This is a genomic window from Lysinibacillus capsici (assembly GCF_020217405.1).
Lineage (GTDB): Bacteria > Bacillota > Bacilli > Bacillales_A > Planococcaceae > Lysinibacillus > Lysinibacillus capsici.
Window position 1 is genome coordinate 481,397 of the sequence record NZ_CP084108.1, and the last position, 24,589, is coordinate 505,985.

Below are 24,589 nucleotides of genomic sequence, written 5' to 3' on the forward strand. Positions count from 1 at the left end.
AAGAGGAGCATATCGGTGAAAGATATGCTCCATTTTTTTATCTATTGAATAAATCGAATAAGCCACCGATACCGCCTTCACCTTTAGATTGACCGCCTCCACCTTGCGAAATAGGTGCAGCTGCAAAGACACGACTGGCTAAACGGCTAAATGGTAATGATTGTACCCACACTGTTCCAGGACCACGTAATGTAGCAAAGAAAATTCCTTCGCCTCCAAACAGGGCTGTTTTTACGCCTCCAACCATTTCAATATCGTAATCTACATTGGATGTCATTGCTACCAGACATCCTGTATCCACACGTAAAACTTCACCTGGTTGTAATGTTTTTTCATGAATGGCTCCTCCTGCATGAACAAACGCCATGCCGTCACCTTCTAGCTTTTGCATAATGAAGCCTTCACCACCGAAGAAGCCTACTCCAATTTTTTTCTGAAATTCAACGCCAACAGAGACCCCTTTAGCAGCAGCTAAGAATGCATCTTTTTGACAGATAATTTTACCGTTTAATTGGCTTAAATCCATCGGAATAATCTTCCCTGGGTATGGTGATGCGAAATAAACATGCTTCTTACCTGAGCCAACGTTTGTGAATGTTGTCATGAATAAGCTCTCACCTGTTATTAGGCGTTTTCCGGCACCTAATAATTTACCCATTAGACCACTTTGTGAGCCACCTCTTGAGCCGTCACCAAAAATAGTTTCCATATGGATCGAATCATCCATCATCATTAACGCTCCTGCTTCTGCAACCACTGTTTCCTGAGGGTCAAGCTCAACTTGCACATATTGCATGTCGTCACCAAATAACTTGTAGTCAATTTCATGATTATTCATAAAGGGATTCCTCCAAAAATAAATTTAATGATATTGTATACGATTATAAGCTACATTGGTTTCAATAGAAAATTAAATATTTTAGAAAAAAAGGGAATTAGTTAGAAAATGTCGAATATAAAAAACTAGAATGTGTATTATTTATTTTCATTTAACTAAGGGTATTGTGAATATACATAACCTTAAGAGGCTTCTAAGATTAGAAGTCATCCTCTCTATTGAGGTAAGGAAGTTAAGTGGAAATAAAGCCTCTGGCAGTTGTCACCGATTATTATGGAAATGCTAGTATGACAAGGTGTGGTTTTTATTGAAAATTCGGAATTTTGACATATTTTATCTCCGTTCACTCCAAGATTCCTAATGAGACATTTATTCTTTTGGTGGGGAGCAATTATTGATTGTATGGAGATAAAGCCACTGGTAACTGTCACGGATAGTGAAACGTGCAAGCACATTCCACTACTCGGACGCAATTATCCAAAGGCGAAATGGATTCTGGTTAAATTCATAGACTTATACCTATGGAATACGACTGGTACAACAGCTGAGGCATCATAGAGTATTTCAGGGGGTGTATGTAGTGGAGATTAAAAACTATATCGGTGGTAAATGGATCACACATTCACATTTACAAAGTATAGCAGTGACGAACCCTGCAAACGGTGAGCAGCTTGCTACCATTCCACGTTCTACTTCGAATGAGGTAGGCGAGGCTGTAGCTGTTGCTAAACAAGCACAAAAGAGCTGGGCACTTATACCAGCACCAAAACGTGCAGATTATTTATATGCCATCGGTCAAAAAATGAAAGAGAAAAAAGAACATTTGGCGACCGTTTTAACAAAAGAGATGGGCAAGGTCATTGAAGAGGCTAGAGGAGAAGTCCAAGAAGGAATTGATATGGCATACTATATGGCTGGTGAAGGACGTAGATTGTTTGGTGAAACAACACCGTCTGAGCTTGCCAATAAATTTGCTATGAGTGTAAGGGCACCTATAGGCGTTGTAGCACTCATTACACCTTGGAATTTCCCTGTTGCTATCGCCACGTGGAAGTCATTTCCTGCCATTGTTGCAGGGAATACATTCATTTGGAAACCTTCTAATGAGACTCCAATGATGGCCTATGAAATGGGTAAAATTTTTGAGGAAGTAGGCTTACCAGATGGTGTTGCTAATATCGTATTTGGTACAGGACCTACAGTAGGCACAGCATTAATTGAACACCCTGACGTCAAGGTTATTTCGTTTACAGGTTCTACAACAACGGGCAGTAAAGTAGCTGAGCTTGGCGGGAAGCATTTGAAAAAGGTTTCTTTAGAGATGGGTGGCAAAAATGCTGTTATTGTCATGAATGATGCTGATCTACAGCTAGCTACAGAAGGAATTTTATGGAGCGCATTTGGTACTGCTGGGCAAAGGTGTACAGCATGTAGCCGAGTCATTGTGCATAAAGATGTAAAAGAACAATTAGAGAAACGTCTCTTAGATGAAATGCAAAAGCTCACAATTGGGGATGGTCTAGATGAGGGAGTAAAAATCGGGCCAGTGATTAATAAAGCAGCATTGGAAAAAATTAATCACTATGTACAAATAGGTAAACAAGAGGGTGCTACATTATTAGCAGGTGGCAGGATACTAAATGAACCACCTTATGATAAGGGGTTCTATTATGAGCCAACATTGTTTACGAATGTGAAGCCTGACATGATTATTGCTCAAGAAGAAATCTTTGGTCCAGTCGTATCTCTAATTGAAGTGGCAAGTTTGGAAGAAGCAATTGAAGTAAATAATGGTGTGAAATTTGGCTTATCTAGCTCAATATTCTCACAGGATGTCAATACAATTTTCCGCGCGCAACGTGATTTAGACACAGGTATCGTTTATGTAAATGCTGGCACAACAGGTGCTGAAATCCATTTGCCATTTGGAGGTACTAAAGGGACAGGAAATGGGCACCGTGATTCAGGTGTAGCAGCCCTAGATGTATACACAGAGTGGAAAAGTATTTATGTAGACTACAGCGGTAAATTACAAAGAGCACAAATCGATACAGAGTAACAGATCAACGAAAGGGGATGTTCTTGATGAAAGTTGTTGTATTAGGTGCAGGTTTAATGGGGAAAGAGGTAGCTCGTGATTTAATAAAAAACGATAAAGTGGAGCGTGTGTATTTAGGTGATATCGACGTGAAAGTTGCACAGGACTTTGTAGATACGCTAGATACAAATAAGGTAGAAGTGGTAGAGCTACACGCAGAACGTGACGATTCATTAATGAACGTTATTTCGAAGGGTGATGTTGCCGTCAATGCATTGTTTTATTCGTTCAATGAACGAGTAGCAAGAGCAGCTATAGAGGCGGGTGTCCATTCCGTTGATTTAGGTGGTCATATCGGTGGCGTTACAGAGAAGATATTAGGTTTACATGAGGAAGCGAAGGCAAAGGGTGTTACAATCATTCCTGACCTAGGTGTTGCTCCTGGCATGGTCAATATTCTAGCGGGCTATGGTGCTTCAAAATTAGATGAAGTAGAATCTATTAAACTATTTGTTGGTGGTATTCCAACTGAGCCAAAGCCTCCGCTTCATTATACACGCGTATTTTCTTTAGATGGCGTATTCGATCATTATACTGAGCCTTCAAAAACGATTCAGAAGGGCAAGCTTGAAGAAGTTCCATCCCTATCAGGCGTTGAACCTATTTATTTTGATGATTTCGGTGTGCTTGAGGCATTTTATACATCTGGTGGTATCTCCACATTGTATAAGACATTCCCGAATGTCCGCACATTAGAATATAAAACCATCCGTTATAAAGGCCATGCTGAGAAATTTAAACTTTTAGCAGACTTAGGTTTCCTTGATTCTGCGAATAAGGTAGAAGTGGATAATCAAGAAGTGCCTGTTCGTGCAGTTGTACGAGAGGCACTCAAAAAGAAACTTGAATTGGGCACAAAACCTGATGCTGTATTGTTACGTGTTATTGTAGCGGGTGAAAAAGCCCAACAGCAGGTGACATATGAATATGAAATGGTTGTACGTAAAGACATGACAATTAATGAAACAGCTATGGCACGTGCTACCGCAAATACGATATCAGTTGTTGCTCAGATGATTGGTGCCGGTGCTATTACAGAGCATGGTGTATTCCCGCCTGAAGCAATCGTGCCAGGTGATACGTATATTGAAGAGATGGCTAAACGAGGTGTGGTCATTAAAGAGACATCACACAAGTCTGCTATGATTGTGAAATGGTAGGTGCTAACCATGAACTTTGAAATGTCCACTGAGCAGGAAATGCTAAGAAAAACAGTAAGACAGTTTGTTGATGAGGAAATCATTCCCTATATTGCAAAATGGGATGCTGAAGGTGGCTTTGATGCCAAGATTTGGTCCAGACTGGCTGAGCTTGGCTTAATGGGGGTTTGTGTTCCTGAACAATACGGAGGTAGTGGCATGGATTATAATGCACTTGCTATCGTATGTGAGGAGCTTGAACGGGGAGATACGGCATTTCGCACAGCTGTATCTGTCCATACAGGTTTAAATAGTATGACCCTAATGCAGTGGGGGACTGAAGAGCAAAAGCAACGATACCTTGTTCCACAAGCTAAAGGTGTACGAATTGGAGCTTTTGGTCTCACAGAGCCAGGGGCAGGGTCTGATGTAGCTGCCATGACAACAACTGCTGTACGTGATGGTAATCATTATATCCTCAATGGGCAAAAAACGTGGATCTCCTTATGTGATATTGCAGACCACTTTATCGTATTTGCCTATACTGACAAATCAAAGAAACATCATGGAATTAGTGCGTTTATTGTAGAACGTTCCATGGCTGGCTTTACATCTAAAGCGATTAAAGGAAAATATGGTATTCGTGCTGGTAATACAGGTGAGCTCTTTTTTGAAGATTTACGCTTGCCAATTGAAAACCGACTAGGTGAAGAGGGCGAGGGCTTCAAAATTGCCATGTCTGCGCTAGATAATGGTCGATTTACAGTAGCGGCAGGTGCTGTTGGTTTGATCCAAGCTTGCATAGAGGCTAGTGTGAAGTACTGTCATGAACGGGAAACATTTGGCAAACCTATTGGTGAGCACCAGCTTGTAGGACGAATGATAGCTAATATGGAAGCAGGCTATCAAATGAGTCGTCTCCTTGTCTATCGTGTTGGAGAATTGAAAAATAAAGGTGTTCGAAATACTCGAGAGACTTCATTGGCAAAATGGCAATCTTGTGATTTTGCGAATAAGGCTGCGGATGATGCGGTACAGATTCATGGAGCCTATGGCTATTCAGACGAGTATCCAGTTGCCCGTTATTTAAGAAACTCCAAAGCACCAGTAATTTATGAAGGGACTCGCGAAATTCATACGATTATGCAGGCGGATTATGTATTGGGAAGACGCCAAGATAAGCCTTTAAAAAATATGTTGCCTAAATGGCCATTTGAAGAATAAACGAGAGGGGAAACACTTCCCTCTCGTTTTTTGTAGTGCCTTAACTTACTTAGAAAATTTCAGAAAAATGTAACTTTCCTCTTTTTTACTAGTCTAATTAATAAACAAGTATATGAAGGAGAGGAAAAATGATGAAAAGTAAATGGTTCGCAATTATGCTGATTATCGTTCTAGCTATCGTGCCTGGTATTTTTACATGGATAGTGAATACAGATGTGACGGCAAAGGCGGCTAGCGCAAGTATGGCAACACAAAACTGGCAAGCATCTTTTTCAGTTGCTTTAAAGAAAAACAAAATAACTGAAGAATATGTCTATATCACTACGGAAAAAGGACACAAAGTACCTGCAACAATTGAATTGCTGGAAGATCAAAAAACGATAGTGGTGAAAAAGTTAGCACCAGGTAATTATCAATTGCATGTAAAAAAGGAGGCCTTTGCACAAGGCGGACTGAAAATAGCTTCGCAGACAATTCCATTTACAATTATCGAGACATTAACAGCCGTTAAATCGGAGAAAGAGTTACAGCAGTATTTTAAAAAGTTGTTAACAACTCAAAGAGTAGAAGTTAGAGAAGAAGAGAGCTTACAAAGTACAGCAAGTGAAGATAAAGCAACCGCTAATAATGAGTCTACAACTAATAATCAAGTAGAGGGGGTAGAAGAGGGAGACATTGTAGTTGTCAAAGATGGCTTTATTTACAATGCAAAAGATCAGAGCATTACAGTTGTGAATGCTAAAGATCCTAAAAATTTAAAGGTGGCTACAAGTATCAAATTAAAAGATTCCCAATATATTTCTAAGCTTGCGCTATATGACAATCTATTAATTGCTATCGGGGATCAATATATTGAAAAAGCTGGCACAGCTATGGTAACAGCCTCAATTTATGATATTTCAAATCCAAGCAATCCAAAGCATGTACGTGATGTTGGGCAAGAAGGCTTCTTGCAGGATATTCGCATAACGAATGACACATTATATTTAATCGGAAATATGTATCCAAATTACTGGATGCTACAAGAAAACAATAAAACCGATTTAAAGCCTAAAACATTTGATAGTATGGCAGGATTAGAGTACAAAAGTCTGCCTTTAGAAAAAATCTCAATCTTACCAAATACGATGGATGGTACGTATAGTTTAATTACAGCTGTCGATTTAAAAAATGGAGCTAAGACAACGGCCAATACGAAAGGGTATTTAGGTGGAAGTAGTGGTCTTTATATGTCAGAGAATGCCCTGTATTTAACGACACCAATGTATGAAAGTAATATTGATGTTTCATCAGAAAAGCGCGTCATGGATATGATTTGGTTACCGAGGTCAGCCGACACCCAAATTTTCAAGTGGAATGTAGATGGAACGACTTTGAACTTTGTCGGAAGTACGGAAGTAAAGGGAACTGTGCTAAATCAGTATTCAATGGATGAATATAAGGGGAACTTCCGAATCTTTACAACAGAAGGTAATACGTGGAATGAGAAAAGTACTTCCTATAACCATCTCTTTATTTTGGATGAACATTTAAAACCGCTTGGTTCAGTAAAAGATATGGCGCCTGGAGAAAAGATATATTCAGCTAGATTTATGGGAGAAAAAGCATATGTGGTGACATTTAAACAAGTGGATCCACTATTTGTCATTGATGTAGCGAATCCGAAAAAGCCTGCTGTACTAGGGGAATTGAAGATTCCTGGCTTCAGTAATTACCTACATCCATTAGATGAGACGCATTTAATTGGTATTGGTTATGATACGGAGCAACGCTATGATTCGTATACAAAACGTAATTTTACTGTGACAACCAATATGAAGATGTCCCTATTTGATGTATCAGACTTCCGAAATCCGAGAGAGCAATCAACCGTAAAAATTGGTGGGAAAGGTTCTTCCTCTGAAGTGCAATACAATCCTAAAGCGCTATTCCGCAATAAGGAATTCAACTATTTTGGCTTCCCTGTAGTACTGTATGAGGCAGGTAAGGGAGACGAAGTTGTCTATCAAGGTCATGGTGCTCAAATCTATGAGATTACTGCAGAGAAAGGGATTGTATTGAAAGGAAATATAATCAATCGTAATAATAATGAAGCCTATGAAAATTGGGAGCAGGTTGTACAACGTGTTGTTTATATAGATGATACGCTGTATACAATAGCGCGTAATGAAGTGAAGAGCTATCAGTTAAATGACTTCAAGCCTTTAGATACTTTAACAATAAAATAATAAGAAAAACAAAACAGTCAATTGAAAGGTATCAAGCAGCCTTCTACTCCAATCCTGTTATCTTTTTAGCAACGGTTTTCAACGATAGTGAAGGTGTTCATTATTCTTTATGATGAGGTGTTGTCACCCATCACTTCTCTTCATTGAAAATAAGAGTTTATTCACTCTAAGAATACAGATAATGGGCTATTTGATCGCTATGCTACTATGAAAAGGAAAGTCCTTTGCAGAATGACAGATGAGACCTTGGAGTGAACGTAAGTGAGTGAAGCGGTTCATCGGACGCCCCTGTAAAGGATGCTGGCGGAACGGAAATCAACCTCTCACCTTGCAAAGTTATTTTTCTGCCGTTGACACCATCTTTTTTCAACAAAAAGGAAAGTCCAATGAATATTGAAATTCATTGGACTTTTCTTTGTAAATACTATTGGCGATATGGCAGTATCTCGGATACAGTCACAAATTCATAGCCCTGCTCTTGTAAATAGGAGAGAACAGCGTCAAGTCCGTCTGCAGTAGATTGATGAATATCATGCATTAAGACAATGGCATTATTGTGTAAATTATTTTTCACGTGTGGCAATAGCTGCTGTGCATTTCGATGTTTCCAATCCAATGTGTCGATTGACCATAGCACTACAGGGATAGGAATCTCAGCATTAATGGTGTCATTAGTTGCACCGTATGGTGGTCTAAAAACTGTGGCACCTTGATTGATTGCCTTCTCAATTTCAGTGGCAGTAGTGTTATATTCTTTCATCACTTGTTCCTGCGTAAGCTTTGTTAAGACAGGGTGGTTCCACGAATGGTTTCCAATTTCATGACCGCGCGCAAGAACATCCTTTACGATGTCAGGATAGTATTGTACACGACTACCGAGCATGAAGAAAGTAGCCTTTGCGTGATACTTATCAAGAATATTTAAAATTTGCTCCGTCACTTTTGGATGTGGACCATCATCAAATGTTAAAGCAATACGTTTTTTATTCGGATCACCAGTTGGTGGTGGATTAATGGGTTTTACATTTTCCATTGCGATTTGAAATTCGGAGGCTAACAATGGGTTAATAAGCGAAAGGGGTAGTTTCACTATTGGGATACCTGCTGCTCCACTAGCAATCTCATATTCATCGAAATAGATTTGTAATGAATCGTCAACAATAGCAAAGCGATTGAAGTTAGACCATTTTGGTTCTGTAGCTTTTAATAATTCATCGTTGAAAAGCTCATCCTTTAATTGGAGGTTTTTTTGCAAATCTTTTCGGACGTTTACAGCCAACGTAGATAAGTTATTCTCATCATTTTGTAAGAGCGTTTGGATCGTAACTTGTTCGCCCGTTTCGTTGTTAATGAAGAATGTTTTTGTGGAGACTTCGTGATTGGCTCCTCCTACATATAGCATTTTTGTTAGCACAAAGGAATAGTAATGCTCTCGGTATGGAAAAGTTTCAAGACTAATATTTAATTCACCCATAGCTTCTTTATCTTTATTTTTCTTCATCGATGTTAGATAGTTTTCTTTTGAATCCGATATGTACTGTAATACGGCATCATTAAAAACCTCGTTATCTGTTTGCGGGTAATGAATAGCAAATGGTGTTCGTTTGTCATTTGAAACGTCTGTAACAATACGTATGCCTGGAAACGCAGAACTTTCGGTCGATAAATGACTATTCACCGATTCCGTCTCCGATTCTTTTGAAGCACTAATCTTTTGAAACTTGAAGTCATCCTTTGAAAGGATAATAAAAAGTATAATAGTTGTTAAGGTCACAATAAGGCTTAGTAATAAGAAATCAATTATTGGACCGCGTCTTTTTCTGCGTTCCTGCATGGTTTTGGATACGCTCCCCTCTTTTTTATTTTCTATACAATCAGACGTGCCAGTCATTAAAAAAGTTATACAAATCTAGAATCTTTTTATGTATTTTTGTGGAAATATATTAAGATCACTTTTTCTTCAAGAATCAGCGAATTAATTGTAGTTGTACTTCTATTTAAGAGGTTGTAAAATACCTACTAAAATAGAAAAAACACATGCGTAATATTAGTGTAACTGTAAAAATAAATTGAAAGATAATCCATTGCTTATGAAAAATTTTCAGTTGAGTTTTTATTGGCAGTTCGTTAATATTGGCAAGGAACCTTTTGAAGGAGGCAGATAGCTGCAATGGTCTTACAAGATGCGGATAATGAACTTACGATTGACTGTTTGTTGCTTGCAGGACGCATTATGATTGAAAGTGGTGCAGAAACATACCGCGTAGAGGATACGATGCTGCGTATGGCACATTCTCAAAATATGCCAAATGCTCAATGTTATGCCACACCAACTGGCATCATTTTTTCGTTAGGCAAGACACAGCCAACAAGAATTACATCAATTCCCAGTAGGGTTACAGATTTGCAAAAAATCGCCTTGGTAAATTCAGTATCTCGTAGACTCACATCTCAAATCATAACATTAGAAGAAGCTTATGACGAGTTAAAGTCGATACAAAAAACAAATTATTTTTTACCAACTTATTTGCAAGTTTTGGCAGCTGCGCTTGCTAGTGGTTGTTTCCTTATTATGTTTAAGGGTGGATGGTCGGATTTTCCGATAGCTTTTTTAGCAGGCGGGCTAGGTTTCCTAGTACTTGTAATCATTAATCATTTAACAAGGGTAAAGTTTTTTTCTGAATTTACAGCATCACTCGTCCTCGGCTTTGTTGCCTTCTTTGCAGTAAAGTATGGTTATGGTACTGAACTTGATAAAATTATTATTAGTTCCGTCATGCCACTCGTACCAGGTATTTTGATAACAAATGCTGTTCGTGATTTAATGGCAGGTCATTTTATGTCAGGGATGGCAAAGGGAGCAGAGGCCTTTTTAACAGCCTTTGCTATTGGTGCAGCTATTGCCGTCACATTAGGATTTTAGGAGGCGGACAAAATGCAGATGATGGACATTATTATACAATTAATAGTTAGTTTTTTTGCGACAGCTGGGATTGCCATTATTTTTAATGTTCCTAGAAAAACACTACTTCATTGCGGACTCGTTGGGGTAATTGGCTGGATCATATACTATGTTCTAACAGAGCAAGGGATGGATGTTGTCAAAGCTTCTTTCTTAGGCTCATTTGTCATTGCCATTGTTGCTCATTTATATGCCCGACGCTTTAAAATACCCATGATTATTTTCATTGTTGGTGGAATTATACCATTAGTGCCAGGGGGCATGGCTTATAATGCAATGAGAAATGTGGTAGAAGATGATTACTTACAAGGCTTGCAATATGGCTTAAAGGCATTTTTAATTACAGGTGCTATTGTTATTGGACTAGTTTTTGCAGAAGTAATTATTCAACTCATATTCCGCTCAGTGCGTTCAAGTAAAGTAAAATTACAAAAGGTTTATAAAAAATAGAAGGAGGCTGCGTGTAACGTAAACGCAGCCTTCCTTCTTCATTTATTATTGTTTAGTCAGTAATAGTTCAATCTCTTCAGGTGTAACAGGCTTGCTAATATAATAGCCCTGAATGGCATCGCAGCCGTAAGTGATTAATAGATCTGCTTGTTCAGCTGTTTCTACACCTTCAGCGACTACTTTCAATTCCATGGATTTACCTAGTTGTACCATACCATTCATAAGCTTTTGGCTCTTTTCGGATTTCAAGAGTGAATTTGTAAACGTTTGATCGATTTTTAATGTACTTATTGGTAAAATTTGCATATATCTAAATGAGCCGTAGCCAGTACCGAAATCATCTAAAACAAAGGAAATGCCTTCGTTTTCAAGCTTACGCATTTGCTGTGCAATAGACGTTGCGCCTTCAGCTTCTAAAGCAAATTTTTCAGTAATCTCAATTTGTAATAGGTTCGCTGGACAACCTGTTTTTGTAATCATTTCAAGTATAGATTTTGCCATATTCTTATCACGGAATTCGCGTACAGAAGAGTTAATAGATACTTTTAAATCATAGCCTGCCTTTTTCCAAAGTAAGGCTTGTTCACAAGCCTTTTCCAGCATGAAGGACCCAATATTATTAATTAAACCTGTTTCTTCAGCGATAGGAATTAACTCATCAGGCGTTACGACACCTATTACCTCATCTTCCCAACGTACAAGTGCTTCAACAGCAGTAACTTTTCCAGAATACACATCGATTTGTGGCTGATAGAGTACCTTCAAGTTCTTTTGGTCAAGTGCTTGGAGTAGGCGCTTTTCAATTAATGCTTTACGATTTAAAGCTTTATGTGTTGCTGTTGATAAAGAAACAATTTTATCTCCGCCAGCCTCACGGACTGTTGAAATAGTAGCAATGGATGCCTTCATAAGCTGAGAGAATGTTGATTGATCCTCAGGATATCTAGTTATGCCGCCACTAATAGAAATTGGTACAGCAATATTGTCGCTATAAATCGGATGTTGTTGTAAGTAAGATAAAAAGCCTTGAATAAACCATTCACTTAAAGGCGTAATGACAACAAAATCATTTTCATTTATACGAGCCATCGTGCTATCTTGGAAATACATTTTTATACGATTTGTAAATTCAACAATAAGGCTTTGATCGATTTGTTGATCATGTAATTCTTTAAGTGTATAAAATTTATCAATACTTAGATAAACAAATGAAAAGTGTCTCTCATCGTCAATCATATTGGTGATTACTTTTTCAAGTCGATGCGCATTCATCAAACCAGTTTCTGTATCGATGTAAGCAATTTTTTCAAGTTGGTGTTGAATCGTTTTTGATTTCGTTACATCCTTTTCAATTAGGATAAACTGTTGTTCATTTGTTTCAAGATTAACGAGGGGGATAGCCGTTAGTAGCACCCAATAGGATTGCCCCGTTTTTGTGATTTTTTCAACTTCTCCCTGCCATGTATGACCATTATTTAAATTACGCCAGATCGTATGTGTTATTTTTTCACTCACTTCATTATCAGGGAACAGTTGCCAAAAGGTTTTACCGATAACACGCTTTGGTGTCCATTGGCTTGTTTTTAGAAATTCATTATTACATTCCAAGATAAATCCATCGTGATCGAGTGTAACAGTCATAAAGGTCGCATCTAAACCTTGCTTAAGATTTACAAAGGTATTGCATTGAGAGATAGCCTGCGTCATTAATTCTGGTAGCATAAAAATCAATAGAATAAAACGCTCTCCCTCATCTGTAAAAGGTTTAGCTAGCAGCGCTGTTGTTATTTCTGCATTTGAAGTTGTGTGTACTTGAATTTTTTCTAGATACGTACTGTCCTCATTTTGTAAAATAGATTGAAATGTTTCGACAGGAAGCTGACGCAGTAGATTTTCGTGTATAGATGGAGTAGTATTTCCTTTAATATCATTAGCTAATAAGCCAATCAGATGTTCAGCACTCTTTCCCCAGACTGTTGCTTGTCCATCTTGATTAATGATAATTGCAGGAAAAGGAAGTGAATTTAAATAATGTTCATCAATCGTAAATGATTTATGCATATGACTCATGATTATTCGATCTCCTTGGGTAATCAATATATACTAATATTATAGATAATAATCGGGAATTAGTCATTATGAATATATTTGTAAATATTTGATAGTAAAAAATAATAGGACTTTTCTAGTGAAATACAAGAAATGATTTGAAGAAAAGTAACAATTTTTAGTACGTATATAGGAAGCAGGATTGGTATGAAACGTTTAAAAGGAATAATATTTATCGTCTCGGGTGCTATGTTATGGGGAGCAACTGGCCCTTTAATGGAGTGGTTGCTTAATCATACACCTTTGACAGTATCCTTTATGTTAACAATCCGTTTATCGGTTGCAGGTATATTACTACTTACATATTTATTGTTAACAGGAAAAAATATTTTTGGAATTTGGCAGCACAAACTATGGGGGAGGCAACTCATCGTTTTTGGTATTGCAGGTATGCTTGGTGTACAATTTACATTTGTTGCTGCAATTAATGAAAGTAATGCTGTGCTTGCTACCTTACTACAGTTTTTAGCGCCAATATTTGTTGTCGCGTATGTCTCTCTTAGTTTAAAGAAATGGCCACCAAAATATCAAGTGTTAGGTATTATTGGTACCCTTATAGGGTTATTTCTGTTACTAACGAATGCATCATTTGAAAGTTTGCTTATTAGTCCAAAAGCCTTGTTATGGGGAATAGGAGTAGGCTTAACATTTGCATTTTACACCTTGTATCCTGCACGCTTAATGAAGGAGTGGAGTGTGCTTTTAGTAGTGGGCTGGGGCATGCTGGTGGGTGGCTTCACTTTAGGCTTAGTAAGCCGTGTTTGGCAGCAGTCCACTCAATGGATTGTTCTAGTAGATTTTAAAATTTTAATGTTATTAGTTGCTTTAATATTTTTTGGAACAGTAGCTTTTATATTATTTTTAAGTAGTATGAAATACATTTCGGCAGTTGAAACGAGCATTCTTTCTAGTATTGAGCCATTAACAGCAATGGTTATCTCTGTTATTATTTTCGGTACTTCTTTAGGTTTTTGGCAATTAATAGGAGTTTTCGTTATGCTTGTTTGTGTAACATGGCTTTCAATAGCGGGAGAAAAAGCATAAATATACTATTGTGTTAGTAGTTTTTGACTACCTTTAAATTTTATCTACCAACAAGGGGGAAAGAATATGAAAGAAGTTTTTTCCTATGTAAAGCCATATAAATGGACAGCTATTTTTGCTTTATGTTTAATGCTTTTAGAGTTATTTGTAGAGCTTGTGCAGCCACTCATTATGGCAAAAATAATCGACGAGGGAGTAAGGGCACAAAATCAAGGAATGGTTTTGCAATGGGGGGCTGTTTTACTTGGGCTATCTTTCGTTGCCTTTCTGGCGGGCGTTATCAATTCTTATTTTTCTTCCCATACAGCTCAAAGCTTTTCGTATGATCTTCGAAATGCCATGTTTGATAGGATTCAATCCTTTACGCTAGCAACCTATCAAAAATTCTCCACTGCATCACTTATTACTCGATTAACAAATGATGTCACACAAGTACAAATGGTGCTGTTTATGAGCTTGCGTATTATGCTTCGAGCGCCACTTGCTGTGATAGGAAGCATTATTATGGCTTTTGTCGTAAATCCGAAATTAGCATTATTTTTAGTTATCGGTGCACCCATCATTTTTATTTTTCTTCTTTTTATGGTGGCAAAAGGTGTGACTTATTTTGGGCGTGTACAAAAGAGGGTCGATCGTTTAAACAGAGTTTTACAGGAGAATTTACAGGCGATACGATTAGTAAAGGCTTACTTAAGAGGGGCATATGAGGCTTCACGCTTTGATGAAGTTGCATCACGGTTAAAGGTTGATACTGTGAAGGCCTTACGCATAATGGAATATATTATGCCTGTTCTTTTGTTCATTATGAATATGAGCCTGCTCGCTGTTTTATGGTTTGGTACAAAACAAATTGCTACAGGAACAACGCCACTTGGTGATATTGTGGCTATTGTGAATTATGCAATGCGTATGACAGGCTCATTTTCAATGTTCGCTTTTATTATTATCTTCTATGCACGTGCGAAGGCATCTGCAGAACGTATGGCTGAAATCCTTTCCATTGAAAATGAGGTTGAAGAGACGTCCCTTTTAGAAGAAGTATGTCATGCAACACAATATGGAGAATTAACCTTTGACCATGTTAGTTTTACTTATCCAGGAGGAGATGTTCCTGTTCTGTCAGATGTAAGCTTTCAAGTTAAGTCTGGCGAGAAACTAGCGATCATGGGGGCAACTGGTGCAGGGAAATCAACTTTATTACAGCTCATTCCTCGGTTCTATGAAGTAACGCAAGGCCAAATACTTGTGGAAGGTCAGGATGTTCAACATTGGGATTTACAAGAGTTGCGGGAAGTGATTGGCTATGTCCCTCAGCAGTCATTGTTATTTACAGGAAGTATTGCAGATAATGTGCGTTGGGGAGATACACAGGCTAAAATGGATGCTGTATTACAGGCTACAATGCAGGCGCAAATTCATGCATCTGTTGAAGATTTTCCAAATGGTTATGATACAAAGGTTGGGCAAAAAGGTGTTAATTTATCGGGGGGGCAAAAACAGAGGTTATCTATAGCTAGAGCTCTTTTGAGAAAAGGACATATTTTAATGCTTGATGATAGTACTAGTGCCTTAGATGTTAAAACTGAACAGTCTTTGTGGGAGGCATTGAATGAAGAAAAAGCAACGATGCTTGTTGTTACGCAAAAAATACGTACAGCTAAAGGTGCAGATCGCATTTTACTGATTGATGCTGGAAAAGTAGTTGCTTATGGCACACATGAAGAGCTATTAGAGACTTCCTCGCTTTATAAAAAAATAGCTATCTCTCAACAGGAGGTGGAGGATTAATGGGATTTTTCCAGAAACCTTTTGGCTATGAACCGCTTTTGACAAAAGATGATGTGAAACAGGCTGTGAAGAAAAAGAAGGGGCCACGTGCAGCTGATTGGAAAAGTACATTGCTGCGGTTATGGAAAATTGTCGACGAACAACGTGCACTGCTCATTGTAGTGCTCTTATTAGTGATGATTAGCTCCATATTAGCTTTAGTTGGCCCTTATGTAATCGGTCAAATGATTGATCACTATGTTATGCATGGCAAGCTTTCAGGCTTAGGTAAGGGGATTGGCTTATTAATTGGTATTTATGTGTTATTAGCCGTTTCACTTTTCCTACAAAACTATTGGATGATTGGCATCGCCCAGCAAACGATCTATAGATTAAGGACAAGTGTATTCACTCATTTTCAAAGACTGCCAGTGGCATTCTTTGATCGTCGTCAGCATGGCGAATTGATGAGTAGAATGACGAATGATATTGAAGCTGTCAGCTCAACATTAAATAGTTCCTTTATTCAGGTATTTTCAAGTGTACTTACGCTTGGAGGAACCGTCATTATTATGCTCAGTCTAAGCCCATTGCTGACAGTTCTGACGATGATCATTATTCCACTGATGTTTTGGGCGATGCGATGGATTACACGTCGTACAGCACCACTGTTTAAAGAACAGCAGGCAGCTATTGGCGCCTTAAATGGGATGATAGAAGAAACAATTTCAGGACAGCGGATTGTGAAGGCATTTTCACAAGAGGAGCGAATGAAAACAGAATTTCGTGAAAAAAGTTTGCGCTTAAAAAGAACTGGTTTTTGGGCACAGACATACTCAGGTTATATTCCTAAAGTTATGAACTTCTTAAATAATATGAGCTTTACCATTGTAGCCGGTGTAGGAGGAATCCTTGCGTTATATGGACATGTATCGATAGGGGTAATTGTTATATTCACTGAATATGCACGACAATTTACACGTCCTTTAAATGATTTAGCAAACCAGTTTAATACGGTACTTTCAGCTATTGCTGGTGCAGAACGTGTATTTTCCTTGCTTGATGAACAACCAGAGGCAGAAAATGTGTCAGCACAAAAGCATCAGCTATTGGGACATGTAACGTTTAAGCAGGTGTACTTTAAATATGAACTAGAAGAAGAGGGGTACACACTAAAAGATGTAGACTTTAAAGTGGAACCTGGTCAAACGGTAGCCCTTGTTGGTGCAACTGGGGCTGGTAAAACGACAATCCTTCAACTGATTGCAAGATTTTATGAGGTCTCAAAGGGAGAGATATTATTTGATGGTATAAATGTACAGCAAATTGATCGACAATCCCTTCGTTCACAAATGGCCTTTGTCTTACAGGATCCATTTTTGTTTGAGGCTTCTGTTCGCGAGAATATCCGATATGGTAGACTGGATGCGAGTGATGCAGAGATTGAGGAAGCGGCCAAGCAAGCTAATGCACATGAATTCATTATGAAACTAAAGGATGGGTATGATACTATTCTTGCAGCGGATGGACGCGAGATTTCCCAAGGCCAAAAGCAATTACTTTCTATAGCAAGGGCACTTATTGCTGATCCGAAAATTTTACTATTGGATGAAGCGACAAGCAGTATCGATACTGTGACAGAACTAGCCATACAAGAGGCACTCGATACGTTAATGCAAGGGCGTACCAGCTTTGTGATTGCACATCGTTTAAATACTGTCCATAATGCTGATATGGTCTTAGTTATGCATAAAGGGGAATTAGTGGAGGCTGGACCTCAGCAAAAGCTAATCGAATCAGGTGGTCTTTATGCACAAATGCTACATTCATCCTCACACCATCTTGAGGAATAGATGGAAAAAGAGTAATTTCATTTGAAGTTGCTCTTTTTTATTGAATTAAAATGTTATTAATTTGAATAATTAGTAAAATTTTTATTAAATTAGGAAGTGGTATATAGTTTAAAAGTAACAGGTTGCAACAGAATAAATATCTCTATTTTCGAAAAATTAGTATATTATTTTATAGCTATTTTTTCTAGTAAATTTCAGTCATTTTACTGAATTTTTATAGTATAAATCCTTTTATTTTTCTAATATTTGAAGTAAAATTCTGATTAATAGCGGGTATTAATATATTTTGTTGCCAGCTTATTTTCATTCTTGCTACAATAGGGCAATAGTCTGTTACAGGAACGGAGTAAATGATGAATATTTCAGTGATGACAGTGTCTTTTCCATTAGATGGAGAAACATTGAAAGAAGTAAAGTTATTATGTGAAGAAGCAACAGTTCAAGATTATCGAGTATATGAAACCATTATGAATGTACCGATGGCTAGCTCTTTCGAGAATAAAGGCTTTATGGTACTAGCGTATGAGGATGATAAGGATTTACTAGTTGGTGCTGCTAGTGCTATCGACTTAATGGGACTTCATACATATGAGTGGTCATTAGTGGTGACACCTGCATATCGACAAAAGGGTATTGGAACTGCGTTAGTTGAGGGTATACAAGTAGGGCTAAAAGAAAGAGGGGCAGAGGGTCAATTAGCTGTAGTAATTGATGGTTCCCCTTATGGGCACACATTTATTGAAAACAAAGGGTTTACTTATAGTTTTTCAGAAACGACTCTAGAAACAAAAGCAGAGCCCGTTACATTACGAGGTGATATAAATATTCAAGCCTATAACGGAGAACAAGCTGAACTGATTACTATTTATTGTGAGGCTTTTGGGGATCTACCCGAAGAATCAAAAGAGCTTATTGCTTTTAATACATCAACAAATGGAAGAGAGCTTTGGATTGCTTACAGAGATGGTGCAGTTGTTGGAACAGTGACTACAGCTAAGGAAAATGAAATCCAGTGGGTAACAGCACTTGCTGTACATCCAAATTGTGAAGGACAAGGTATTGGGACAGCCCTTCTTTCCTTTTCAAAGGATTATGCGAGTAAGGTTGGTGCAGCGTTTGTCATGCTAGATGTAGAAGTAGACAATAAAAAAGCACTTTCTGTCTATGAAAAAGCAGGCTTTATGAAAGCACAGCAAATTGATTATTATGTAAAACAATAGAAAAAGGGTGATGAGTGGTATTTAATATTAACTCATCGCCCTTTTTTATCATAATTACCTACTATCTTCATATAATATTAATAAGCTTTAAGAAAGGAGTCGTGATCATGCGCATGCCAGCATTGCCAAAAAAGAAGTCGCCTCCAAAGGAAGCCCCTAATTCATGGTGGAAAGTTGTGAAAGCTTATTTATCCAAAGGGAAGTTTTATAAATTACCCCCAAGAAATTAATGATGCAAAGAAAAAAGTCGCGAAAAGGCGACTTTTTCAAAGTGTTAAAAAACAAAATAATCAATAGAATTTTTGCGACAACTGAAATGAATTTCTGTTGCAGGCCACTTACTTTCCTATGGGTGAGCGCCGAGCCGCTTTCTCTTGCACCGCTCCGTTTAGAGGCTCGCCTGTCTCGCTATCTCAGGGAGTCAAGTAGCCTTCCACTCCAACCCACTACCTTTTTTGCAAGGGTTTGCACTACTCCTTTTATTGAGGGGTGTTGTAACGAATTACTTCTCCAAATTGAAAATAAGAGCCTATCTCCCTAAGAAGACAGATAGTGACCTATTTGAGCTATGCTAGTATGAAAAAAGTAAAGACATTTGTAGAACGGAAATCAACCCCTCACCTTGCCAAAAGGTCTTTGTCTGCTAGCGACATCCTCTTTTTTCAACAACATGAAAAAGTCGCCTTTTAGCGACTTATTAATTTTATAATAAAAATGTCTCTTTGGATGGTCCGATTAAGTATAGCTCGTGCATGGCTCGTGTAAGAGCTACATAAAGTAGCTTTCGGTCAATTGATGTATCGTAAAAGGGTATATCATAGGCAGCTACAATGACGGCATCAAATTCAAGTCCCTTAGCTAAGTGACTTGGCACAACAAGTAACATTTCTTGATTAATAGATTCATTTTCCGTTAGTAGTTGTGAAGCAATATCATTGTCTTTTAAAGCCTGTTGCATAGTAATGGCTTCTGCAGTAGTTTTGCAAATTAAAGCAATGGATCGATGGCCATTTTGACGAATGGCTTCAAAGATCTCTTTAATTTTGAAGGCATCGAATTGCTCCGCTTGAATAAAGCTTGGTACGTTACCGTGACGCACAACGGGTTCTACTAAAGGTAGCTGTTCATTCATTTGTGCTAGAATTTGATTCGCGACTTCCATAATTTCAATTGTTGTTCGATAGCTTTTTTGCAAAGTGCGGAAGCTTGCACGGGGAAATAAGCTTTGGACAGGCTCCCAGGCTGTTAATGAGCGATAGCTATGGATACCTTGTGCTAAATCACCGACCATAGTGAACATATCTGTATCAAGACCTGCTTTTAAAGCAGCAAGCTGAAATAAACTGTAATCTTGGACCTCATCGATAAAGACAACACGCATCTTCCATTCATCTGCAATGCCTTTTAAACGTGCTTGTAAATAGTATAGTGCAGCTAAATCTTCGAGTGCCCATTGTTCTTTACGATGTGCCTGCAAAAATTGTTGCTGTTCAAGGTAATGCCATTCAGGGGTGAGTTCTGCTAATAGTTCTGCATCGGTGAGAAGGGAACGATAGAGTGTTTTAATATTATGTTTTGGAAAGCGACGCATATAAGCTGATGCCGTTGTCTTCGTTTCTTTTTCAATGGCAGGAATTCGTTCATCACGCTCATCAATGAATTTTGTGACAACACGTCGCCGTTTTTCATCATCTCGAATTCCATTTAAGGCTTTACCCAATGCCTCATCATACTTTTTATGGAGTGTAGCTAAAACAGCCTGTTTTTTTTGACGTACATGGCTTGTTAAGACCTTTTTAATATGCTCAAGTCGCTTTTCGATAGGCATATATGAAAATTCATATAAAAACAGCTTCTTCAGGTGGGAAGCACGCATGATACAGTATTTTTCAATATAGACATCTTCGAATTGCTCTGCAATCTTTTGTTCCAGCTTTTGTACATAGCGTTCGATGACATCACGATAGTAAAGTGAGCCTTTCATTTCAGCAATCCAGGCAGTAGGCTGATGACTACCTCCAGCAACGAGTAACTCTAATTGCTCATTTGAATTTTGAAGCTTAAGCTTTAACTTTGTGGCAGAAAGAACGTAGTCTGTAAAAGTAGTTTGGCATATTTTATCGACGCCAAGCTCTGGTAAAACATCGCCTATATAATCAATAAATAGCTTATTCGGTGCTAAAATCATGAGCTGCTCAGGATTAAAATGTTCACCCATTGTATAAAGGAAATAGGATATTCTGTGTAGAGCAATGGTTGTTTTTCCACTGCCAGCAGCACCTTGCACAATAATTGGTTGACGAAGATGTGCTCGAATAATTTCATTTTGTTCCTTTTGAATTGTTGAAACAATTTCAGTTAGACGAACATCAGCTTTTCCAGCCAATGCTTCTTGTAGTAGTTCATCATTTGTTGTTAGATCAATATCTCTTATATCGAGTAATTCGCCATTTTCGATCTTGTATTGCCTTTTAGCAAAGAGATGTCCCTTATGAACTTCACCACGGACATCGTACTCCATGTCACCAAGACGTCCATCATAATAAACATTAGCTACGGGTGAGCGCCAATCAACAATAATGGGCTCATGGGTTTCACGATGAAATAGTGATGTCTTCCCAATGTAAAGGAATTCTTCTGGGTCACCGGTTTTTTGGAAATGGATTCTAGCGAAATAGGGCTTCTTGCGAACGGCCTCTAGACCTTCTTTTTGATTACGTGCCATTTCAAAAAATCTGGCATTTGTTAAGATATTTAAATAACTTAAACTCGAATCTAAGTAATCAAGATCGGCCATAGATTTACGGATATTTTCTTGAGCAGATTTTAAATCTCGTTGTGATTCGTCTAATATTTGTTGCATATAGCCCTGGGTATACGCTAACCGCTCTACTTCAGCCTGAAAATCTGGATGTTGTACAGTCATTTTTTAGCACCTCCTAGGTACTTACAATTTCAAAGTAGATTATCATACTACTATATATAATATTTACCAGCAAGTGAAAGCAAAAAGTTAATTGTGCTACTATTACATGGGGCTGGAAGGTTTTTCTTTGATAATAATAGAGGAGGTTATTGAATTTGGACATATTTGCACATAGAGGTGTTTCGATAAACTATCCAGAAAATACGATGGCTGCCTTTCAAGCAGCATCAAAGCTCCCTATAGCAGGGATAGAGCTAGATGTTCATTTAACTGCAGATAAAGAGGTAGTGGTGATTCATGATGAGACCATTGATCGTACCTCCAATGGCTCAGGCTATGTAAAAGATTTTACATTACAGCAATTACGTACATTTGATTTTGGTTCGTGGTTTTCACGGGAGTTCGGAGATGAAGTAATTCCTACGTTAGGGGAAGTGTTGGAGTTATTTGCAGGTACCAATCATCGTATCAACATTGAACTGAAAACAGACATTATTGCCTATGAAGGAATAGAAGCGCTCGTGCTCAAAGAAGTAGCAGCACAGCAAATGACAGAGCGGGTGATCATTTCATCTTTCAATCATGAATCATTGCAAACAATATCAAAAATAGCGCCCTATATAGAAAGTGCAGCGTTGTTTGCAGAGGTGCTGGTGGATTTCCCAACTTACATTGCTCTTATACCAGCTAAGGCGTTACATGTAAGTTTGCCAACTTCCTTTCGTAAATCAGTTAAACTAGCTCTCGCTGAAGGCGCAACTGTCCGTGTGTATACCGTCAATGAACAATGTGATGCTCGACGTTTGCAACAGCTCGGTGTACAGGCGATATTTACAGATGATCCAGAAAAAATAGTAAGAGCCCTTAGTTAGAGCAAAAGTGGACAGCTAAGAGACAAAAGCTTCCGTGGAATCATTTGTATTTTCAAAATACCCACGGAAAGCACCGTCTTCTAGAGGGTTTTTACCATTTTGCACGATGTTCCTCAATACATCCGAGCATTTGTTGAATAACCAGTGTTTCACCATTGTCGAGTAAAATAGAACCGTCGTAATAGCCAAATAGCTGATGTACCTCTGATTTAACTAGTTTGGCATTCGTTTGGGCTATACGCTCAAAAAAGGGTGAAAAGGTTAAGGAGACCTGATTGGAAAATTTAGTTTTTACTTTCCAACGCTGCATATAATCTTCGGAATCATAGTGAAATAATAAATCTTCATGTATTTTTGTCATTTTACCATCAACAAAAACAGCATTTTCAGTCATGCCTGTGCCATCTGTCCATTTACCTCCTAAATTAAGCCCGATCCGTCGTCCGCGTACTCGTTGAGAGGCCATTCCCCAATTCCATAACGCTTCACGTGGCCATACACCTCGTCCATAATCCAACACAGCAAAATTCTCCTCAGCTGAGAAATTAAACCGTCGAGTACCAATTGTGACAACACCTGATGTTGGCAGTATGTGATGCTTGCCTGTGAACTGAAATGTTTTGCGATTCCAAGGAATGACTACATTTAGGGTTTCGTCAGCTGGTGGGTGCTGAATGATAAGCTTTGCTCGTAAAACATCTCCGTCAAAGTTTGGTATGGAAACAGATAGATGTGTTTCATTTTGTATATATAATAAATCAATCATCATTTCACTATTTTTAAATGAAACAGATTCTAAAACCTGTGTAGGCATTTTTAGTTTACCACCAAAGGGGATTGTGATCGTTTTTTCAAAATAGCGCTGTGTTTCATATTCAAGGAAATAAACGAAGCAGACTGCTGCGTAATCTAGATGACTAATCGTAGCTGAAAACAAGATTTCATCACCGTAGACACACCAATAGTTCCATTTCTTTTTGCGCATGAGATGGCCGCTTAAATTGCTATTAATAAGTGGTTTGCGTGCAAATCCGATGGCTGCTGGATTTAAATTACCTTTTTTATCGCATAAAAGAGTTGGCTGTAAAATCTCTTTCTCAGCATGCTGCCTCACATTCAACATCCCTTCTGGTCATAAAATAAAATTGACATATCTTTAAACCCTATTGTAGCAAAAATGTTCTTGAAATTGGAAAGGAACATGCTGAATATAATGGATTTCAATAAGAATTATGAGGAAGGACCTAACTAATAGAAACGCTTAAATAGACATATGATGGCATGAGGAGGTTATGGTGTGGCAAAAATGTATAATAGGCAGGCTGCAGTTCAATATGCTAATTTGTGGTGGAACAGACGCAATCCTGCTTTTCCAAATTTTGATGTAGATTGCACAAACTATATATCTCAGTGTTTACTTGCAGGGGGGGCACCGATGCGAGGTGCACCAAGTAGAGAGAAAGGCTGGTGGATTCAGCAAGGGAATTGGAGCTTTAGCTGGTCTGTTGCCCATTCATTAAGATGGTATTTAGAAGGATCTACAACTGGATTGAAGGGTAGACGTGTTCAATATGCAGAGGAACTAGAGCTTGGAGATGTCATTTTTTATGATTTTCAAGGGAATGGGAGAATTGACCACTCCGTTATTGTGACAAGTATTCAAAATGGTATTCCTTATGTGAATGCCCATACCTCAGATAGTATTAATAGACCTTATTTTTACGAGGATTCCACCGCCTATACACCAAGCATGACCTACTTTTTCTATCATATAGATGACAGCTTTGCTTAGGAACAGGTAGTTTTAAAGCATACAAATATATGATAATGTGAAAGATAGAAGAGATAAACTCTAATAT

17 protein-coding genes are annotated in these 24,589 nt (G+C 38.2%); 12 read left to right on the forward strand and 5 right to left on the reverse strand.

All coding sequences use genetic code 11. The features are described from left to right. Positions 1-37: 37 nt before the first annotated feature. Positions 38-838, reverse strand: a complete 801-nt coding sequence (locus LCP48_RS02365; RefSeq protein WP_004229711.1) for a TIGR00266 family protein — start codon at positions 836-838, stop codon at positions 38-40. A 580-nt stretch (positions 839-1,418) separates the two neighbouring features. On the opposite strand from LCP48_RS02365, the gene LCP48_RS02370 reads away from it, so the two are divergent. The 4 genes from LCP48_RS02370 to LCP48_RS02385 all read left to right on the forward strand — a co-directional run bounded on the left by LCP48_RS02370 (position 1,419) and on the right by LCP48_RS02385 (position 7,527). Further along, entirely contained in the window at positions 1,419-2,897 is a 1,479-nt protein-coding gene (locus LCP48_RS02370; RefSeq protein WP_004229708.1) for an aldehyde dehydrogenase family protein, read from the forward strand. 26 nt (positions 2,898-2,923) lie between these two features. Then, positions 2,924-4,096: a saccharopine dehydrogenase family protein gene (locus tag LCP48_RS02375; protein WP_225340631.1), complete on the forward strand. Its 1,173-nt coding sequence runs from the start codon at positions 2,924-2,926 to the stop codon at positions 4,094-4,096. A 9-nt stretch (positions 4,097-4,105) separates the two neighbouring features. Beyond that, positions 4,106-5,299, forward strand: a complete 1,194-nt coding sequence (locus tag LCP48_RS02380) for an acyl-CoA dehydrogenase family protein (protein ID WP_004229701.1) — start codon at positions 4,106-4,108, stop codon at positions 5,297-5,299. Positions 5,300-5,427: 128 nt separating this feature from the next. Continuing rightward, positions 5,428-7,527, forward strand: coding sequence for a beta-propeller domain-containing protein (locus tag LCP48_RS02385; protein WP_225340632.1), 2,100 nt, complete (start codon positions 5,428-5,430; stop codon positions 7,525-7,527). 424 nt (positions 7,528-7,951) lie between these two features. Here LCP48_RS02385 and LCP48_RS02390 read toward each other — a convergent pair whose 3' ends face one another. After that, positions 7,952-9,361 carry a polysaccharide deacetylase family protein gene (locus tag LCP48_RS02390; protein ID WP_004229690.1) on the reverse strand — a complete coding sequence of 470 codons (1,410 nt, stop codon included), beginning with the start codon at positions 9,359-9,361 and terminating at the stop codon, positions 7,952-7,954. A gap of 336 nt (positions 9,362-9,697) precedes the next feature. Here LCP48_RS02390 and LCP48_RS02395 point away from each other — a divergent pair, with 336 nt between their 5' ends. Together LCP48_RS02395 and LCP48_RS02400 are read left to right on the forward strand one after the other, a co-directional pair. Further along, entirely contained in the window at positions 9,698-10,450 is a 753-nt protein-coding gene (locus tag LCP48_RS02395) for a threonine/serine exporter family protein (RefSeq protein ID WP_009371811.1), read from the forward strand. A gap of 12 nt (positions 10,451-10,462) precedes the next feature. Further along, positions 10,463-10,939 (forward strand): threonine/serine exporter family protein, encoded by a 477-nt coding sequence (locus tag LCP48_RS02400; RefSeq protein ID WP_004229681.1) that lies wholly within the window; start codon positions 10,463-10,465, stop codon positions 10,937-10,939. 45 nt (positions 10,940-10,984) lie between these two features. Here LCP48_RS02400 and LCP48_RS02405 read toward each other — a convergent pair whose 3' ends face one another. Then, a complete protein-coding gene (locus LCP48_RS02405) occupies positions 10,985-13,009 on the reverse strand; it encodes a GGDEF domain-containing phosphodiesterase (protein WP_004229679.1) in 2,025 nt (674 codons plus the stop codon). A gap of 186 nt (positions 13,010-13,195) precedes the next feature. On the opposite strand from LCP48_RS02405, the gene LCP48_RS02410 reads away from it, so the two are divergent. From LCP48_RS02410 to LCP48_RS02425, 4 genes are all read left to right on the forward strand, one after another. Next, on the forward strand, positions 13,196-14,092 hold the full coding sequence (locus tag LCP48_RS02410; RefSeq protein ID WP_004229677.1) for a DMT family transporter: 897 nt from the start codon (positions 13,196-13,198) through the stop codon (positions 14,090-14,092). Between the two features lie 66 nt (positions 14,093-14,158). After that, positions 14,159-15,880, forward strand: a complete 1,722-nt coding sequence (locus tag LCP48_RS02415) for an ABC transporter ATP-binding protein (protein ID WP_225340633.1) — start codon at positions 14,159-14,161, stop codon at positions 15,878-15,880. After that, positions 15,880-17,712, forward strand: coding sequence for an ABC transporter ATP-binding protein (locus LCP48_RS02420; protein ID WP_004229670.1), 1,833 nt, complete (start codon positions 15,880-15,882; stop codon positions 17,710-17,712). Before LCP48_RS02415 ends, LCP48_RS02420 begins: the two co-directional genes overlap by 1 nt. Before the next feature lie 350 nt (positions 17,713-18,062). Continuing rightward, positions 18,063-18,932 carry a GNAT family N-acetyltransferase gene (locus LCP48_RS02425; protein WP_004229668.1) on the forward strand — a complete coding sequence of 290 codons (870 nt, stop codon included), beginning with the start codon at positions 18,063-18,065 and terminating at the stop codon, positions 18,930-18,932. Between the two features lie 703 nt (positions 18,933-19,635). Here LCP48_RS02425 and helD read toward each other — a convergent pair. Next, positions 19,636-21,858: an RNA polymerase recycling motor HelD gene (gene helD, locus LCP48_RS02430; protein WP_225340634.1), complete on the reverse strand. Its 2,223-nt coding sequence runs from the start codon at positions 21,856-21,858 to the stop codon at positions 19,636-19,638. A gap of 155 nt (positions 21,859-22,013) precedes the next feature. On the opposite strand from helD, the gene LCP48_RS02435 reads away from it, so the two are divergent. Beyond that, on the forward strand, positions 22,014-22,730 hold the full coding sequence (locus LCP48_RS02435) for a glycerophosphodiester phosphodiesterase (protein WP_225340635.1): 717 nt from the start codon (positions 22,014-22,016) through the stop codon (positions 22,728-22,730). A gap of 91 nt (positions 22,731-22,821) precedes the next feature. Here LCP48_RS02435 and LCP48_RS02440 read toward each other — a convergent pair whose 3' ends face one another. Further along, the gene (locus LCP48_RS02440; protein WP_004229659.1) at positions 22,822-23,844 is read right to left on the reverse strand and encodes a DUF2804 domain-containing protein; all 1,023 of its coding nucleotides are present in this window, start codon (positions 23,842-23,844) and stop codon (positions 22,822-22,824) included. 183 nt (positions 23,845-24,027) lie between these two features. Between LCP48_RS02440 and LCP48_RS02445 the strand changes: the two genes are divergently transcribed. Beyond that, a complete protein-coding gene (locus LCP48_RS02445) occupies positions 24,028-24,522 on the forward strand; it encodes an amidase domain-containing protein (protein WP_004229655.1) in 495 nt (164 codons plus the stop codon). Positions 24,523-24,589: the final 67 nt, after the last annotated feature.

Bases quoted from the DNA above. Each gene is read 5' to 3' on its own strand.
- LCP48_RS02365 (WP_004229711.1), bottom strand. From the start codon at position 838: ATGAATAATCATGAAATTGACTACAAGTTATTTGGTGACGACATGCAA.
- LCP48_RS02385 (WP_225340632.1), top strand. From the start codon at position 5,428: ATGATGAAAAGTAAATGGTTCGCAATTATGCTGATTATCGTTCTAGCT.
- LCP48_RS02415 (WP_225340633.1), top strand. From the start codon at position 14,159: ATGAAAGAAGTTTTTTCCTATGTAAAGCCATATAAATGGACAGCTATT.
- LCP48_RS02400 (WP_004229681.1), top strand. From the start codon at position 10,463: ATGCAGATGATGGACATTATTATACAATTAATAGTTAGTTTTTTTGCG.
- helD (WP_225340634.1), bottom strand. From the start codon at position 21,858: ATGACTGTACAACATCCAGATTTTCAGGCTGAAGTAGAGCGGTTAGCG.
- LCP48_RS02420 (WP_004229670.1), top strand. From the start codon at position 15,880: ATGGGATTTTTCCAGAAACCTTTTGGCTATGAACCGCTTTTGACAAAA.
- LCP48_RS02410 (WP_004229677.1), top strand. From the start codon at position 13,196: ATGAAACGTTTAAAAGGAATAATATTTATCGTCTCGGGTGCTATGTTA.
- LCP48_RS02425 (WP_004229668.1), top strand. From the start codon at position 18,063: ATGATGAATATTTCAGTGATGACAGTGTCTTTTCCATTAGATGGAGAA.
- LCP48_RS02405 (WP_004229679.1), bottom strand. From the start codon at position 13,009: ATGAGTCATATGCATAAATCATTTACGATTGATGAACATTATTTAAAT.
- LCP48_RS02380 (WP_004229701.1), top strand. From the start codon at position 4,106: ATGAACTTTGAAATGTCCACTGAGCAGGAAATGCTAAGAAAAACAGTA.
- LCP48_RS02375 (WP_225340631.1), top strand. From the start codon at position 2,924: ATGAAAGTTGTTGTATTAGGTGCAGGTTTAATGGGGAAAGAGGTAGCT.
- LCP48_RS02390 (WP_004229690.1), bottom strand. From the start codon at position 9,361: ATGCAGGAACGCAGAAAAAGACGCGGTCCAATAATTGATTTCTTATTA.
- LCP48_RS02395 (WP_009371811.1), top strand. From the start codon at position 9,698: ATGGTCTTACAAGATGCGGATAATGAACTTACGATTGACTGTTTGTTG.